The sequence below is a fragment of the Agathobacter rectalis ATCC 33656 genome, from assembly GCF_000020605.1.
Lineage (GTDB): Bacteria > Bacillota > Clostridia > Lachnospirales > Lachnospiraceae > Roseburia > Roseburia rectalis.
In genome coordinates this window covers 501,301-516,103 of the sequence record NC_012781.1, presented here as the reverse complement: position 1 = coordinate 516,103, position 14,803 = coordinate 501,301, and the positions used below count along the sequence as shown (strand labels likewise).

13 protein-coding genes are annotated in these 14,803 nt (G+C 42.9%); 2 read left to right on the top strand and 11 right to left on the bottom strand.

The window, feature by feature from the left end:
• The first annotated feature begins 126 nt into the window (after positions 1 to 126).
• Complete coding sequence (locus tag EUBREC_RS02480; RefSeq protein WP_012741464.1) at positions 127 to 1,455, top strand: DUF4317 domain-containing protein; 1,329 nt, start codon at positions 127 to 129, stop codon at positions 1,453 to 1,455.
• Positions 1,456 to 1,682: 227 nt separating this feature from the next.
• On the opposite strand, the gene EUBREC_RS02475 is transcribed toward EUBREC_RS02480, so the two are convergent.
• The 7 genes from EUBREC_RS02475 to EUBREC_RS02445 form a co-directional block, all read right to left on the bottom strand.
• Positions 1,683 to 2,558, bottom strand: a complete 876-nt coding sequence (locus EUBREC_RS02475; protein ID WP_012741463.1) for a methionyl aminopeptidase — start codon at positions 2,556 to 2,558, stop codon at positions 1,683 to 1,685.
• A 12-nt stretch (positions 2,559 to 2,570) separates the two neighbouring features.
• On the bottom strand, positions 2,571 to 3,233 hold the full coding sequence (locus EUBREC_RS02470; RefSeq protein ID WP_012741462.1) for a hypothetical protein: 663 nt from the start codon (positions 3,231 to 3,233) through the stop codon (positions 2,571 to 2,573).
• On the bottom strand, positions 3,221 to 3,661 hold the full coding sequence (locus tag EUBREC_RS02465; protein ID WP_012741461.1) for a GatB/YqeY domain-containing protein: 441 nt from the start codon (positions 3,659 to 3,661) through the stop codon (positions 3,221 to 3,223). The genes EUBREC_RS02470 and EUBREC_RS02465 overlap by 13 nt, the downstream gene beginning before the upstream one ends.
• A gap of 515 nt (positions 3,662 to 4,176) precedes the next feature.
• A complete protein-coding gene (locus EUBREC_RS02460; protein WP_012741459.1) occupies positions 4,177 to 5,448 on the bottom strand; it encodes a C40 family peptidase in 1,272 nt (423 codons plus the stop codon).
• Between the two features lie 186 nt (positions 5,449 to 5,634).
• Positions 5,635 to 7,209, bottom strand: a complete 1,575-nt coding sequence (locus EUBREC_RS02455) for a DUF3794 and LysM peptidoglycan-binding domain-containing protein (protein WP_012741457.1) — start codon at positions 7,207 to 7,209, stop codon at positions 5,635 to 5,637.
• A 124-nt stretch (positions 7,210 to 7,333) separates the two neighbouring features.
• The gene (locus EUBREC_RS02450) at positions 7,334 to 7,576 is read right to left on the bottom strand and encodes a Veg family protein (protein ID WP_012741456.1); all 243 of its coding nucleotides are present in this window, start codon (positions 7,574 to 7,576) and stop codon (positions 7,334 to 7,336) included.
• Between the two features lie 281 nt (positions 7,577 to 7,857).
• Entirely contained in the window at positions 7,858 to 8,286 is a 429-nt protein-coding gene (locus EUBREC_RS02445) for a protease complex subunit PrcB family protein (RefSeq protein WP_012741455.1), read from the bottom strand.
• A 95-nt stretch (positions 8,287 to 8,381) separates the two neighbouring features.
• Between EUBREC_RS02445 and EUBREC_RS02440 the strand changes: the two genes are divergently transcribed.
• Positions 8,382 to 9,113 carry a lysophospholipid acyltransferase family protein gene (locus tag EUBREC_RS02440; protein ID WP_012741454.1) on the top strand — a complete coding sequence of 244 codons (732 nt, stop codon included), beginning with the start codon at positions 8,382 to 8,384 and terminating at the stop codon, positions 9,111 to 9,113.
• Positions 9,114 to 9,201: 88 nt separating this feature from the next.
• Here the strand turns inward: EUBREC_RS02440 and EUBREC_RS02435 are convergent, their stop codons facing one another.
• From EUBREC_RS02435 to EUBREC_RS02420, 4 genes are all read right to left on the bottom strand, one after another.
• Positions 9,202 to 10,896 carry an alpha-amylase family glycosyl hydrolase gene (locus EUBREC_RS02435; protein WP_012741453.1) on the bottom strand — a complete coding sequence of 565 codons (1,695 nt, stop codon included), beginning with the start codon at positions 10,894 to 10,896 and terminating at the stop codon, positions 9,202 to 9,204.
• Positions 10,897 to 11,121: 225 nt separating this feature from the next.
• On the bottom strand, positions 11,122 to 12,009 hold the full coding sequence (locus EUBREC_RS02430) for a sugar ABC transporter permease (RefSeq protein WP_012741451.1): 888 nt from the start codon (positions 12,007 to 12,009) through the stop codon (positions 11,122 to 11,124).
• Positions 12,009 to 13,280, bottom strand: coding sequence for a carbohydrate ABC transporter permease (locus EUBREC_RS02425; RefSeq protein WP_012741450.1), 1,272 nt, complete (start codon positions 13,278 to 13,280; stop codon positions 12,009 to 12,011). Before EUBREC_RS02425 ends, EUBREC_RS02430 begins: the two co-directional genes overlap by 1 nt.
• Before the next feature lie 211 nt (positions 13,281 to 13,491).
• Positions 13,492 to 14,757 carry an extracellular solute-binding protein gene (locus EUBREC_RS02420; protein WP_041253847.1) on the bottom strand — a complete coding sequence of 422 codons (1,266 nt, stop codon included), beginning with the start codon at positions 14,755 to 14,757 and terminating at the stop codon, positions 13,492 to 13,494.
• Positions 14,758 to 14,803: the final 46 nt, after the last annotated feature.

Sequence of the window (14,803 nt, the reverse complement as noted above, 5' to 3'; positions counted from 1 at the left end):
CTGTCATCTTTTTTCTTGATTGACAGCGGGACATAAAAGGCGCCGCTCAATTGACAAATATTTATTCCATACATATAATGTGATTACGGAAATTTTTGAATGGTATGAAAATAATGCGAGGATAATATGAACAAAAAAGAAGTATTGGAACTAAAACGAAGATTAAAAAAAGACCAGGCAACCTTCAGTCGTCTGGTCGGCTGCTACGTGGACTGCAACCATGAAAAGGTCTGCAAATTCGGTGGCAAATTTCTCACTCTGGAGGAGGATGAATACTACAAATATCTGGAGATTTCAAACAAGGTGCTTTCCGGCACTCTCGGAAACAACCTGCTCAATCTGCAGTTTCCTCTTGAGGAGGAAGAGGTCGGAGGCCGCCAGCAGATTCTCATGGCGCTTCGCGACAGCGAGCTTAATGATGAGACTCTGCTCGATACATACTATGATCTGGTCATCGACACCTACGATGAGGCCGGGAACTATCTGATTCTTTTGTATCTCGACAGCTACGATGTCATGACACGCACAAAGGACAACATCAACGTGGATGAGTCCGAGGAGGTGTACAAATACATGCTCTGCGCCATCTGCCCTGTCACACTTTCAAAGCCGGGCCTTGGCTATCTGGAAAAGGAGCAGCGTATCGGAGCCCGCATAAGGGACTGGGTGGTCGGCGCTCCTGAGACAGGCTTTTTATTCCCTGCCTTCAACGATAGAAGCACTGACATACACTCCACTCTTTTCTATACGAAAAATACCAAGGAGCCTCACTCTGAGTTTATGACAAACGGCCTCGGCTGCGGTGTGGAGCGCACAGCTACTGAGCAGAAGATGGCTTTTCATTCAATCGTCAGAAACGTGCTAGGTGCTGAGGACGAGAGCACTGATGACAAGCTGCTTGATATCCAGCAGAATCTGTCCGAGATGGCCGATGACTACGCTGAGACTCACGATGATGACGATGATCCGTTCATTCTCGACAACGAGGCTATGAACAAGGTGCTTAGTGACTGCCATGTCTCTGAGGAAAAGATTTCACGCATTGAAAAATCCGTCAATGAGGCCTTCGGTGACAAGCCGCCTATCGCAGCCAATGTCATTGATTCAAAGGCTCTTGCAGCTAATGAAATCCGCGTGGAAAAGCTTGCTCTTGAGAGCCAGGTCGGCGATTTAACTCTCGAGCTCAATGAGAAAAATGCGCAGCTTGAGGAGAAGGATTCTGTTATCCAGGAGAAAAATAATCAGATTGAGGAGCGCACCTCACAGCTTCTTGAGAAGCAGGAGGAGATTGATAATTACACTGCCCAAATTAAGACCTATGATGTGGTGCTTCATGTAAAGCCGGAGAAGGCTTCACAGATTCATGCGCAGGTCATCAATGGGGAGAAGTGTCTCGTCATTCCTATGAGGGAGAATGAGAATGCGACCATAAATGGGGTGAATACAAATCTGTAGGGACGCCATCGCTTATGTGGCTTCGCATATTTAGGCTGTGAAGACCGGCCTAGCATGCAGTATATTCCTCAGAAAAATATAAAATCAGCCACGGCATCATTTGCGGATAGTTTATTGATAGTTTGCTATGAATTGTCGCATCCACATTTTATGGAACGCCGTGGCAGTTTATATTTTTCTTCGGAACACACTGCATACTCTCCGGTAAATTTAGGGTATTTAACAGTTTACCAGCTCAGTACCTCATGGCCATCCTCTGTGACGAGTACCATGATTTCCCACTGGGCTGATGGAAGTCCGTCATCGGTGTATACTTCCCAGTTGTTCTTGTCATCTACGTAGATATCGGCCTTGCCCATGTTGACCATTGGCTCGATGGTAAATATCATGCCGGGTGCCATGACCATGTCGGTGCCGCGCTTGGTGTTGTAGCCTACCCATGGATCCTCGTGAAATTCAAGTCCCACTCCGTGTCCACCGATTTCACGCACTACTGTGTAACCGTTTGCAAATGCATGGTCGTGCACCGCCTGTCCCATATCTCCGAGGAAGCCCCACGGCTTTACCTCTTTGAGTCCAAGCTCCACACACTCCTTTGTGACTTCAACGAGCTTTTTCTTCTCCGGGCTTACATTTCCGATACAGTACATTCTTGATGAATCCGAAAAATATCCGTTTAAAATTGTAGAACAGTCTACATTTATGATGTCACCATCCTTTAAGATGACGTCCTTTGAAGGAAATCCGTGACAAACCTGCTCATTTACTGATGTACATACGCTGTAAGGATAACCCTCATAGTTGAGCGGTGCAGGGATGCCGCCCATGCTGGTGGTCATATCATAGACTATTTTATCAATCTCTGCTGTGTTCATACCCTCATGGATATGCTCTCCTATGTAGTCGAGCACTGCGACATTTATCTTGGCGCTCTCCTTGATTCCCGCTATCTGGTCAGGTGTCTTAATGATTGAATGGCTCGGTATCTTATGATGTGCCTCAGCAAGCTTTTCAAGCTTCATATCAAATGCCGCATGACAGGTCTTATATTTCTTTCCGCTGCCACACCAGCAAGGGTCATTTCTTCCAATTTTTGTTGACATAAAATCTTCTTTCTAGTGATCAAGAGTAACGTTTCCCATATCGACTCTTTTCCACACTTTTTCTTTTATTTTATAGTTATTTTTCTCCAGCAGCTTCTCATATCTGCCTCCCGAGAAATCATAATCCGTTATATCGGCATTGTCAAGCCCTGCATATATTTCCTGATATTTCCGGGCTATTGCAGACTTTTCCATGGACGAATAAATATCCTTTTTTTCGACTCCAAGCTTCTTGGCACCATCTATATCAGACAAATCATACCAGAAGTCCTTCTCGGAATTTTTCAAAGCTGCTTTCTCGTCGTCAGTAAGTGTAATGCTCTCTTTTTTGGCCATCTCATAAAAAATCTCATCGTGAATGGCCATGGACATAGCTGCTTTGCGCGCTGCAACACGGACAAATTCACCGTTTGTGTGGATATTCCAATACTTGTTTGGATTATCGGAATCATACACAAGAGCCTGCTTCTCGACATTCATCTCCTCATATGCCACATAAAATGCCATATCGCGCAATGTCAGCTCTTTCCCATTCACGTTAACAGCCACGTCTTCCAGATGCTCATTGTATACAATATTCTGCTTCATATCATGATAATTATATGCATACACGCCGGCTATGACAGCCAGCACTGCAAGTATAATTGTTGTGATGTGTTTTCTTATTTTGCGCAAAGCTTTGCAACCACCTGATTTATGACCTTTCCGTCAGCCTTGCCCTTGAAATGCGGCATGACTGCCTTCATTATCTGTCCTTTGTTTCCTGTTGCGATTACATCCGAAAACTGCTCTGTGAGCTCCTTTTCTACCTCTTCTGCCGACATCATTGCAGGAGCGTACTCCTCAAAGATTGCATATCTGGTATTGTACTCATCAAGCAGATCTGTTCTTGTGGCAGGGCATGTGTCAATCTGCTCCTTCACGGATTTCATTTCCTTAAGGATGACCTTGTTGACAAGCTCCTCCGGTATATTGTCTCTGCAGCCCTCATCTATTGCCGCCTTTTTGGCTGCCGATACAAGTGAGGATATAGCATCCTTTCTTACCTTGTCTCTTGCTTTCATTGCTGCAATCATGTCTTTTTGTAATTGTTCCATCTGCATGGCTTGTTCCTCCTGCTTTTCTTACTTTATTTACAGGCTTGCTAGTTCGTTTTGTGCGAATTGGTGCCGTCTATCTCTATAATACACCTTATGGATTGAAATTGCTATTATTTATTACAATGAGTTTGTTGCCGGTTACTAACATTGGTTCGTGGCGTAAGACACGGACATGCCACCAACCGCAAGGGGCTCTCAATACGCTAACGCTATGCTGTCAAGAGGCTGTACGAATTATGCCTATATGGTTTTCTATGCTCGACGAAACCGGCTTTTATGCGCCGTCCATGGCGCATAACACCTTGCCCTGCCGTCCATGGCAGGACATTTCTGGGTTCCATGTGCATAATTCTACAGACTCTAAACAGCTCCGCTAGTCGCTTATTGAGAGCCCCTTGCGGTTGGTGGCATGTCCGCATCTTACGCCCCTTACTTTATTGGTAACAATTCAGTACTTTGTGGTAAAAATAAAAAGAGCCGGTAAGTATAATAAATATACTTATCGGCTCCTAACCATCCTATACAAGACGTCGTATAGCAAGTATTGTATGACACTGTACGCTTCTGTTTGCTGTGATTCCTGCCTTTGTGGACTGTGCCTCCACTATAACACCACCACCTGCATATATAGCTACATGTCCCGGATATACCACTACGTCTCCCGGCTGTATATTATCGAAGGATACGGCCTGTCCCACAGACTTAAATGCCTGTGAATATCTCGGTGTGCTGATACCAAAATGTGCATATACCTCATGTACAAAGCCTGAACAGTCTACACCGTTTGTAAGACTGTTTCCACCCCATACATATGGATTGCCCACAAACTGCATAGCGTATGATACCACAGAGCTTCCTGAAACTCCTGTTGAAGCACTCGGGTTCTTTCCACCGCCTGATGCATAGTCACTGGCAATACTTCCGCCCTTGCCGGCTCCACCACCATCATAGCTTGAATTGCTTGACGAGCTGTTCGCTCTGGCAGCGGCAGCGGCTGCAGCTGCGGCCGCTGCTTCCTGCTCCTGAATGATTTTGCCCTGTGCCGTAATGATATTCTGATAATTATCTGCCTGCTGCTGTGCCTGAGCTATCTGGCTTGCATACTGCTCCTTCTGGTTTTCAAGAGCTACTATAGCCGCCTCGACATCTGCCTGCTGCTTCTCATAGTCATCCTGCATGGCTGTGAGCTCATTCATGTCGTTGTCAAGCTTAGTACCAATCTCCTTCACCTGCTCAACTGCTGCCTGATAAGAATCCATAAGAGCACGATCCGAATCATATACATCTGACACGTACTCTATACGATTGAGCATATCTGTGATACCATTTGACTCAATAATTGCTGTCCAGATATTGTCTTCAGCGCTGTTTTCATACATGAACTGTATACGCTTCTTCATGGCGTCATACTGCTCCTGCTGCTTTTCCTGGGCTGCTGCAAGATCCTTCTGATTCTGCTCTATCTCTGCCTGTTTATTTGTGATATCTTTCTGAAGCTTCTTTTGTGCTGCAAGAATCTCATCAAGCTTTGCGGATTTATTCTTTATATCATCAGCAGTAGTCTGCTGCTGATCCTTTAAACCATTAATCTCATTCTTCTTATCCTTGAGATCCTGCTCAGCCTGTGACTTCTTCTTTTCTGCATCCTTCTGCTTCTGTGTCTTGGCATATACCTTCTCAAGTCCACTGTTTATGTATCCGCTAAATGTAGTGCCCTCTACTGCCGGTCCTGTAAAAACGAGTGCCGATGTTAACACAGTACATATAGCACGTGTCCATTTCTGATTCATTTTATTCCTCCTGTAATACGACGGTCAGATTGACCTTTCCTTCCACAATTTACGTTCAATATACATTCGGATATATTATTGCACAAAATGAATCTTTTTTCCACATCTTTTTGTAAATTTACAGGATTTTCCACATTTTATATAAGGATATGAGGATCAAAAGGTATTTTGCCCCTAATTTATGATTCACATGCGCGCTATTATAAGTCTATCATCAGGTTTGATGCTATCTGAGGTCAGAGCATTTATTTCCATTATGTTTTCAACAGTGGTGCGGTATCTTTTTGCAATGTCCCACATTTTATCATCCTTCTGCACTATATAGCCAACCAGAGCTGCTTCCTCTTCAGTATCAGACGCTATTTTTTCCTGCTCCACCGATGTTATGACTGACACTTCATCCTGCTGCAGGGCAATAGCGTTTATGCTGACAACACCCTTAATTTCATATTCGCTGTTGTCTAGTAGATTGACCTGCACCTGGTCTACCTGCACATTTACCTCGCAGCAGGTGTTGGCATCCATGCCGGGTATCTCAACAAACTGTTCAAACGGCACAGAGTCTGTATGCATCTCTATCGGACAGCCATCGTCCTCCACAATATTCACACAGTTCACCTGCAATACACCTGACACAATAATTCCTGTGTCTGCATTTTTTATCTGTGCAATAGCGGCCTGCGTCTTTGTACCGCATATTCTTAAAATTCTCTTTTTGCTGTTTTCTCTGTACAACTGCTCCAAAATACGGCATTTTGTGTCATTTTTCATAAGAAGGCTGCATACCTTCATCTTTTCAAACACAGGTTTTACCGGACATGATACGCTGTACATGTCATTGAGCACCTCTACTGTTTCCTCACTCCAGACCTTTCCATCCACCGCAAGCGCTGCCTCAATCGAAAGCTGCCTGAGCTCTCCGTCGTAATCATTTTCCGCCTCAACCTGATGCATGGCAGGCTGTGTACGAAGCCAGGCAATATTTCCGGCATTATCCCCCTCGCAGCGTATTTCATTTGAAAACCCCTCCTGCACCTCAAAGCAGCAAATTTCCTGTTCTTCGCTCAGATACACTATACACGCATGGCACTCGCCTGTCAGTGTGATATGGTCACGCTCGTATGTATACTCCAGATTTCTCATATCAACAAGACTTGATATGAGCTTGCATATATTCGGCTTGGTCTTTGGCAAAGTGACGACATTTTTAATTCTGACAATATCCCTTACAACACTGTCAAGCTTAAGCACCTTCATCTGCCCCATAAGCTGCTCCACGTCCTTGTCATCAATCCTTTGTGCAACTTCAAGATTTTCTTCCCTCTCTCCATAAAGCTCCACGCTTATAATGCCTCTGACCGAGAGCTTTCGCGAATTGATAACCCCAACCGTAAGCTCATCAAGCCCGGTATACACACGAACCGTATCCTTCTCGCATACTCCTTGAAGCACAAGCTTCTCCTGAAACGGTATTGCATCCTTTATATGCTCCACTCTGTTTCCGCCGATATTTTCCTCCGGCTCATCGCCTTCAAAAACTTCTTCTCTCGTATACAGCACTTCAAATTCAATGCTTCCACTTAACCAAATATTCTCGCCTGACGCTTTTATCTCGTCAATCTTTACCTGCCCGTTCTGGCAAACCACTTTGGAAACATCAGGCTTGTTGTCCTTTATGACATAATCCCTGTCGAAGCCAACCTGCGACATATCCTTTACCTTTTCTATGCATTGTCTGATTTTTTGTGTAATTAATTCCATAAAAAATACCCCACTTCAAATATGTATATAAAATACATATTCAAGATGGAGTAACTTTATGCAGATGCAAATATTTAAATTCATGATCATTATAATAAAGATGTAACATCTTTACTTCATGATACTAGCAAAGCTGCATCCTTATATCTTTTGTAATCACATCAGTGTAGGTGAAAGATAAGAGCTGTGGCGGATTCTGCTCAAACTCATCATCTATCAGAACCGTAAACACACTTGGGTATGCCTGCTGAATAACACCCTCCTGGATGTCAACCTTGTTGCGGCCAAGATCCTGCTGGATTTTTACCCTGTTGCCACACTGCTGGTGAATCGATGCTCTGACTTTTCTAATTTCTGTCTGTTCCATTTTAAGCCTCCTTATTGTGGGTATGCCCACTGGCACATAACTATAGTCCTCATGGTAACCAGTATTGTAACGACGGTGTCATATATATGAAATCAATCTCTGTATAAATATAAAACAGGGCAAATTAATCAACAATTATATCAATCAATATATTTGAATATATAAATATGTCACCACAATATCTAGTAACTTTACTATAGCAAAGTATCGCAGTGATAGCAATAGGGCATTAGTACCGATTGTCAGTTTTTTCGCAACTTTTAACACAATTTACGAAATTTTCACTCAAACACAACAGGCATTTCACTCAATTCCGTCTTTATTACTATATACGGATAACTCGCCTGATTGCTGACCTTCTCGCCCTTATCCGGGGCTATCAGACGCGTATCAAAATACATTGCCTTATCCTTAACATAAAACTGGTTAACCGTAATACTGTAGCCACCTGTCTCCTTTGTGCCAAAGCCTTCCGCTATGTATAAATATTCATCATCCTTGTACGTCAGCTTCATCGCCTTTGCCTTGTTTTCATTTATCTGCTTTTTAAACTCCTCCGGGATTTCATCCCCGCAGATCACCGTGTACTCAACCATCCTGTCACTCTCCGTGCCTGAAATATTTGCGCGGCAGCCCGATATCACTGTCGCTGCCGATATCACAAGCACACCTGCAGCCATCACCAGAATTTTTCTCAATTTTTCTGACATTTTTTCCTCTCTTTCTTATCATATCGCTTATGATATGATATAATATCAAATATTGAACTACAATTTATATAGAGTATGAAAAAGAGAGGTCAAATATGCGTTCAGTTTTAATCGTAATATTCGTATTTTTCTATCTGCTGCTCGGTCTTCCGGTGCTCGGAGCCATGTGGATAATACACAAATTTGCACCGACATGGGCCGATATGGCACAGCTTCGCCTGGTACAGTGGGCTTTCCGTGTCATCATATTCCTAAGCGGAGCGGACATTGAATTTATAGGGGAGGAAAATGTGCCAAAGGACGAGGCTGTACTATATATAGGAAATCACCGTAGTTTCTTTGACATCATAATCACCTACTCCAGATGTCCACGCCTGACCGGCTACATCTCAAAGCAGAGTATCGCAAAAATACCGGTGCTGGGGCTCTGGATGAAGCGCCTGCACTGCCTGTTTTTGGACCGCGATGACATCAAGCAGGGACTAAAGGTTGTGCTTGCAGCCATAGATCAGGTCAAATCCGGCATCAGCATATGTGTATTTCCTGAGGGCACACGCTGCAAAAACAAAGATGACCTGACAGAGGTACAATCTTTCAAAGAAGGTACTTTCAAGATTGCCACAAAGAGCAAATGTAAGATAGTGCCAATGGCAATCATGGGAACAAATGAAATATTCGAGGATCACCTTCCATGGGTCAAAAAGAATCATGTGGTTATCCGATATGGCACTCCTATTGATCCGGCAGCACTCAGTAAAGAGGAACAAAAGCATCTCGGAGCTCATTGCAGAGAAGTGATTGTAGATATGCTTCATGAAATGATATAGCTGAAAAAACCGCCCAGTCGGGCGGTTTTTCATATTTCTTCTTCAAATTTCTTTAAACTTTTAAATTTTTATTCTCATCAAATATTTTTTACTTCAAAACAAGCACCGAATACGCCGGCAGCTTTGCCGTTCCATCCTTATATGAAGGTGCTTTCTTTGTAGTCTGAAGCATTGCAACAGCATCATTTACTCCAAGCGATGACACATCCACACTTGCTTCATCCTTTGATGGATTAAATATAAGCACTGCTTTCTCACCATTGTACTCTCTTGTGAATATACACACATTATCATTTGACAGATCCTTTTCAAAGGTATTTGTACCTCGTGCTATCTCCGGGAAAGCATTTCTTATTGATATTGTCTGCTTCACAAAGTTGTAAATAGAGTATGGATCCTCCATCTGCTTATCAAGGGTATCATATGTCTGCTCGGTTTCTTCTGCATTCTGAGGTCCCACACACATTCCCTTAGCTTTTGAATCCCCGCTCCATCTCATGGCAAGACGCTTCGTCTCATCATTGGCTGTGCCTCTCATGCCGATTTCCTCTCCATAATACAGAAAAGCATTTCCGGGCATAAGAAGATTCATGGCCTGCGCCATCTTGGTTTTCTCCTCGGCATTATCTCCGTTGTAGTACCCTGCGCTGCGTCCCATATCATGATTTGTATAGAACGGTGCATCAATGTATGAGTCTGTATACTTCTTTATCTCATTTTCCACATCAACCAGAGCATTGCCGTATGTGCTGGCACCATGATTTGCTGTACCGTTTAACACCTTTCCAATATATCCATCCTGCTGTGAAAAATCAAAGTTGAACATACTGTCAATTCCACTCTTATAATACTTCGCATACTCTCTGTATGTAGTCCAGCCCTCACCAACCATATAAGCATCGGCCTTTTTGCTCTTCACATTGTTTACAAGCCATGTGAGGTCATCTATAGTCTCAGTCTGGTTATTATTATTGTAATAAATCACAGCATCCAGTCTGAAGCCATCTACGCCGCGGTCAAGCCAGAAGGATGTAACCTTGTCAATCTCCCCTCTTACAGCTTCACTCTGCAGGTTAAGGTCAGGCATGCTGTCTACAAACTGTGACTCGTAATACCAATTCGTGCCCGGCAGCTGGTTGTAGCCTCCGGTATTGGTTTTGCTAAAATTATAGTAATCAACATAAGGACATTCCGAAGAATCCGGCTCTGCCCCATCAGGAAGCGACTTGATATAATCAGCAGCCGCCTTAAACCACGGATGCTCGTTAGATGTGTGATTTATTACAAAGTCAATAATCACATTGATGTTTCTCTTGTGACACTCCGTAATAAGCGCATCAAAATCATCCAGAGTACCATACTGCTTGTCAATATTCATATAATCCGTAATATCATACTTGTGGTATGAAGGAGAAGGCATAATAGGCATCATCCAGATTTCATTGCAGCCAAGTCCCTCGATATAGTCAAGCTTCTCTGTAAGTCCCTTTAAATCCCCAATGCCGTCACCGTCACTGTCAAAAAAGCTGTATACGAACACCTCATAGCAGGTCCTGTAATTGTCCTGAATCACATTAGGATCATTTTTCGCATTCATCTGCTCCATAGCGGAAGGCTTGTACTCCTTCTTTGCTGCCGTCTCGGTATTCTTTCCACCCGCAGCACATCCCGCAAGCATTGACACCGCCATAGCTGCCGTCAATGCCACAGCAGTCAACCTGCCCGCCAATCTATTCACAGCCCTGCCGACCATGTTGTGGCCGCCTATTTTATTATTAATCATACGCACTCCTTTTCTTAACTAAATTCTGAACAAATTTGTATCTACAAAATCACTACACATATTCTCACATCTTTCACAAAGTAGCAACAAACTTAGCACTGTGTGCCACACCGGCACCACACAACCTGAAAGTGCTAAGTTTGCCACACACCCCCAAAGTTTGCCACAACCCAATATAAACCAAAAGCCGCCGCACAAAAGTGCAGCGGCCTAAATAAAACCAAATTAGCCTTTGACAGCTCCTGTAAGTCCATCCACGTAGAATCTCTGCATGATAACGAAAAGTATTGAGATAGGTATTGATACAATAACTGCAGCAGCAGCCCATCTTGTGAACCATCCGTTTATAAACTCTTTCTCAAGCATGTTGTAAAGGAGAAGAGATACTGTCCAATACTTGTCGTTTGGACCAACGATAACCCTTACAAATACGAAATCAAGCCATGGAGCAAGGAATGCTGTAAGTACTGTATATACTACGATTGGCTTACTGAGTGGCAGGATAACCTTGTAAAATACCTGGAACTGTGTACATCCGTCAAGGATAGCCGCCTCAGTAAGAGACTTAGGCACAGTATCAAAGAATCCCTTTGCGATATAGAAGCCTGTTCCTGCTCCTGCTGAGTATATGAGAATCAATGAAAGGCGAAGCATACTTCCCTCTGTAAGTCCGATAGCCTTTAAGATAAAGTATACGGCAACCATTGACATGAAGGCTGGGAACAATCCAAGAATCATAGCCAGATTCATGAAAGGCTTACGCATCTTAAATCTCAGTCGTGACATACTATACGCAACAGAAAGTACAAATACTGTTGAAATGATACATGAGATCACTGAAATAAACAGTGTATTAAAAAATGCTCTCGGGAAGTTCAACAGTGTAGTCTCTGTAAACAGCCTTGTATAGTTGCTAAATGTAAGGCCATGTGGGAAGAAGTACTTTGTATAAGCACCACTCTCAGCTCTAAAGCTTGTCATAATAATCCAGAAAATTGGGAACAACCATACTACAGCAAGTATTCCAAGAATGATATGAACAAGGGAATTCTTTGCTACTTTCTTAGCACGTCCGGCAGACATAGGTTTTTTTGCTTTTGCTACACTACTCATTACATGAATCCCTCCTCATCCTTGTATGATTTTGTATTTCTGTATGTAACAAGCGCTACGATAGAAAGTACAATGAATGTGAGGATACCGATAACGGCACCGATATTGTACTCCTGATTATCAATAGTCAGCTTGTACAACCACGTAACCAGAAGGTCCGTCTTTCCTGCACTGTCTCCGACAGGTGTAGGCTTTCCTGCTGATAACAGGTAGATAACGTTGAAGTTGTTGATATTTCCGGTAAACTGTGTGATGATATATGGTCCCATGATAAACATGATATATGGGAGTGTGATCTTAAAGAAGATCTGTGCTGCGTTTGCACCATCAATCTTTGCAGCCTCATAAAGCTCTGAAGGCACATTCTGTAATACACCTGTAACCTGAAGCATGGTATACGGAATACCTACCCAGCAGTTGATGAGAATAACAGAAACTCTCGCCCACATAGTGTTGGTCCAGAATGGAAGCGGGTTATCAATCCAGCCCCACTCCAAAAGCAGGTTATTAACAGCACCCTGTTGCTGGAACATCTGTCTCATTACAAGGAGTGATACGAACTGCGGTACCGCAATTGAGATAACAAAGCATGTACGCCAAAAGGCCTTGCAATGTGTCTCTTTACGATTGATAACGATAGCAAGAATGAGTCCAAGGAAGTTACAAAGGAAGGTTGCAAATACAGCCCAGCAGATTGTCCATCCGAGTACTCTCCAGAATATCTTACCAAGCTTACCACCAAGTCCAAGCACCTGTCCGAATGAGGCAAAGCCTGTCCAGTCGAACAATACCAGATGATCACCCTTTACTGAATAGTTTGTAAAGGCCATTGGAATCATGAACAGCAATGGTAAAACTGTAAAAATAAATATTCCCATAAGTGGGAGAAACATAAGTGTCTTATGTAGGTTTTTATCAAATAAATCCTTGACATCTTTGCCAAAAGAATTGATTTCTTTTCCAGCTTTTGAAAGGCATTCTGCCTTATATCCGCTCTTTAAATTCTCGCACCACATGTAAATAAATAATACTGTGATGGCAATTGTTATGACGCCATATAACAGTAATAATACTGACTGGTCGCCTGCAACATATTCATAAATCTGCTTCTGCTCATTAAATACCTCTTCCTGTTTTCTCCAGCCAAGTGAAGGCAGCATGGAAATGTAATAAGCACCAGCGCTAACCATATATGCTATATATGCAATCTCTATAGCAAGAAAAATCAGACCCTTTATAATCTGCTTATGAGCCATATTGGCAAGACCCATTACGAGTGCCGATAGCTTAACTGTAGCTCCGCCTTTTGTGAGGGCATTGCCAACAGTATACGGAGTAGCAAATTCCGAAACTTTTTTCTTTTTTGTTTGCTCCTATCATACTTTTCCTCCTGGCATGCATTATATATGCCAATCCTTTAAACTAATTTATTCCAAGATTCCGGCTACCCGGAACCTTGGAATCATAATCTGATCTACTTAATTATTTAAGAGAATCATTAAGCTGAGTATTGAAGTCCTCTGTCTTCTGAGCTGCATTGTCCTTTGTAATCTGGCCTTCTGCACCGTTCTGGAAAGCATCACCGAATGGTGTAGCTGCATCCCAGTAACCTGCCATATCAATGATAGGCTGTGCTACTGAACAATCAGATGAAACCTTAGCCATAGCTGCTGCTACAGGATCTGCTGCGATTTCCTCGTTTGTTACAAGATCTTTGTTTACAGGAGCCTGTGCTCTTAACTTGAAGTGAGCAAGCTGTGCATCCTCACTTCCAAGGAATGCTGCAAGCTTAACTGCTACTTCCTGGTTCTTGCAGTTAGGGTTAACACCGATAGCCTTAGATCCTAAGAATGCCTTTAACTGGCAGTCTTTTCCACCAATATTGATTGTAGGAAGAGCTGCAACACCAACGTTCTCCTCACCAAGTGCCTCTTTAACTGCGTCATAGTTCCAGTTACCATTGAAGTAAGCGTTTACTGAACCATCCTTAAGTCCAGCAAGACCAAGTGATCCCTCATTGTTATCCATTACGAAGTTTGGATTTGCAAATAAATCTACGATGTAGTTTGTAACTGCTACTGCCTTATCTCCGCTGAAATCATATCCGGCAGCCTTGTCTGTTCCGTCTCCGAAGATTGTACATCCGTTTGCTGCATAGAATGCATTGAGATACCAGCCGTTATCAAATGGGAATGAAACCTTACCCTTTGTAAGCATTGTATCAAGGCTCTTTACATCATCCTCAGAGAAAACTCTCTTGTCATAGTACATGAACCATGTGTTTGATGTATAAGGAACTGCGTAGATGTCTCCATCATATGTAACAGTTGCTGCCATAGCCTCTGAGTTAGATGTCTTAACATAATCTGCTGCCTCTCCACCTAACTTAGCAATAGCATTAGCCTTAATTAATGGCTCAAGCTGATCGTTTGCAAACATGTAAACATCAGCTGCTGCCTTAGGATCCTTTGTAACAACGTCCTTTGCATCACTCTCAGATGATGTAACATACTTGAACTCGATGTTGAAATCAGGATTTGCTTTAGCAAATGCCTCGCACTCTGTCTTGAGCCAAGCACCCTTTGCATCATCTAAGTCCTCTGAAGGTCCCATTACTGTAATGGTCTCCTTACCGCCGGCCTTCTTGTCGGCTTTCTCTGTTCCATTTCCATTGCTGCTTCCGCATCCTGCAAACATTGTTGCTACCATAGATGCGCAAAGTAAAGATGCTAATACTTTCTTCTTCATATCTTCCTCTCCTTTTTGAATATAAAATGTAAAAAAGTATATATAT

What these genes read in the sequence shown, in the direction of transcription:
- EUBREC_RS02480 (WP_012741464.1), top strand. Translation starts at nt 127, where the DNA reads ATGAACAAAAAAGAAGTATTGGAACTAAAACGAAGATTAAAAAAAGAC.
- EUBREC_RS02475 (WP_012741463.1), bottom strand. Translation starts at nt 2,558, where the DNA reads ATGTCAACAAAAATTGGAAGAAATGACCCTTGCTGGTGTGGCAGCGGA.
- EUBREC_RS02465 (WP_012741461.1), bottom strand. Translation starts at nt 3,661, where the DNA reads ATGCAGATGGAACAATTACAAAAAGACATGATTGCAGCAATGAAAGCA.
- EUBREC_RS02460 (WP_012741459.1), bottom strand. Translation starts at nt 5,448, where the DNA reads ATGAATCAGAAATGGACACGTGCTATATGTACTGTGTTAACATCGGCA.
- EUBREC_RS02455 (WP_012741457.1), bottom strand. Translation starts at nt 7,209, where the DNA reads ATGGAATTAATTACACAAAAAATCAGACAATGCATAGAAAAGGTAAAG.
- EUBREC_RS02450 (WP_012741456.1), bottom strand. Translation starts at nt 7,576, where the DNA reads ATGGAACAGACAGAAATTAGAAAAGTCAGAGCATCGATTCACCAGCAG.
- EUBREC_RS02445 (WP_012741455.1), bottom strand. Translation starts at nt 8,286, where the DNA reads ATGTCAGAAAAATTGAGAAAAATTCTGGTGATGGCTGCAGGTGTGCTT.
- EUBREC_RS02440 (WP_012741454.1), top strand. Translation starts at nt 8,382, where the DNA reads ATGCGTTCAGTTTTAATCGTAATATTCGTATTTTTCTATCTGCTGCTC.
- EUBREC_RS02435 (WP_012741453.1), bottom strand. Translation starts at nt 10,896, where the DNA reads ATGATTAATAATAAAATAGGCGGCCACAACATGGTCGGCAGGGCTGTG.
- EUBREC_RS02430 (WP_012741451.1), bottom strand. Translation starts at nt 12,009, where the DNA reads ATGAGTAGTGTAGCAAAAGCAAAAAAACCTATGTCTGCCGGACGTGCT.
- EUBREC_RS02425 (WP_012741450.1), bottom strand. Translation starts at nt 13,280, where the DNA reads ATGGGTCTTGCCAATATGGCTCATAAGCAGATTATAAAGGGTCTGATT.
- EUBREC_RS02420 (WP_041253847.1), bottom strand. Translation starts at nt 14,757, where the DNA reads ATGAAGAAGAAAGTATTAGCATCTTTACTTTGCGCATCTATGGTAGCA.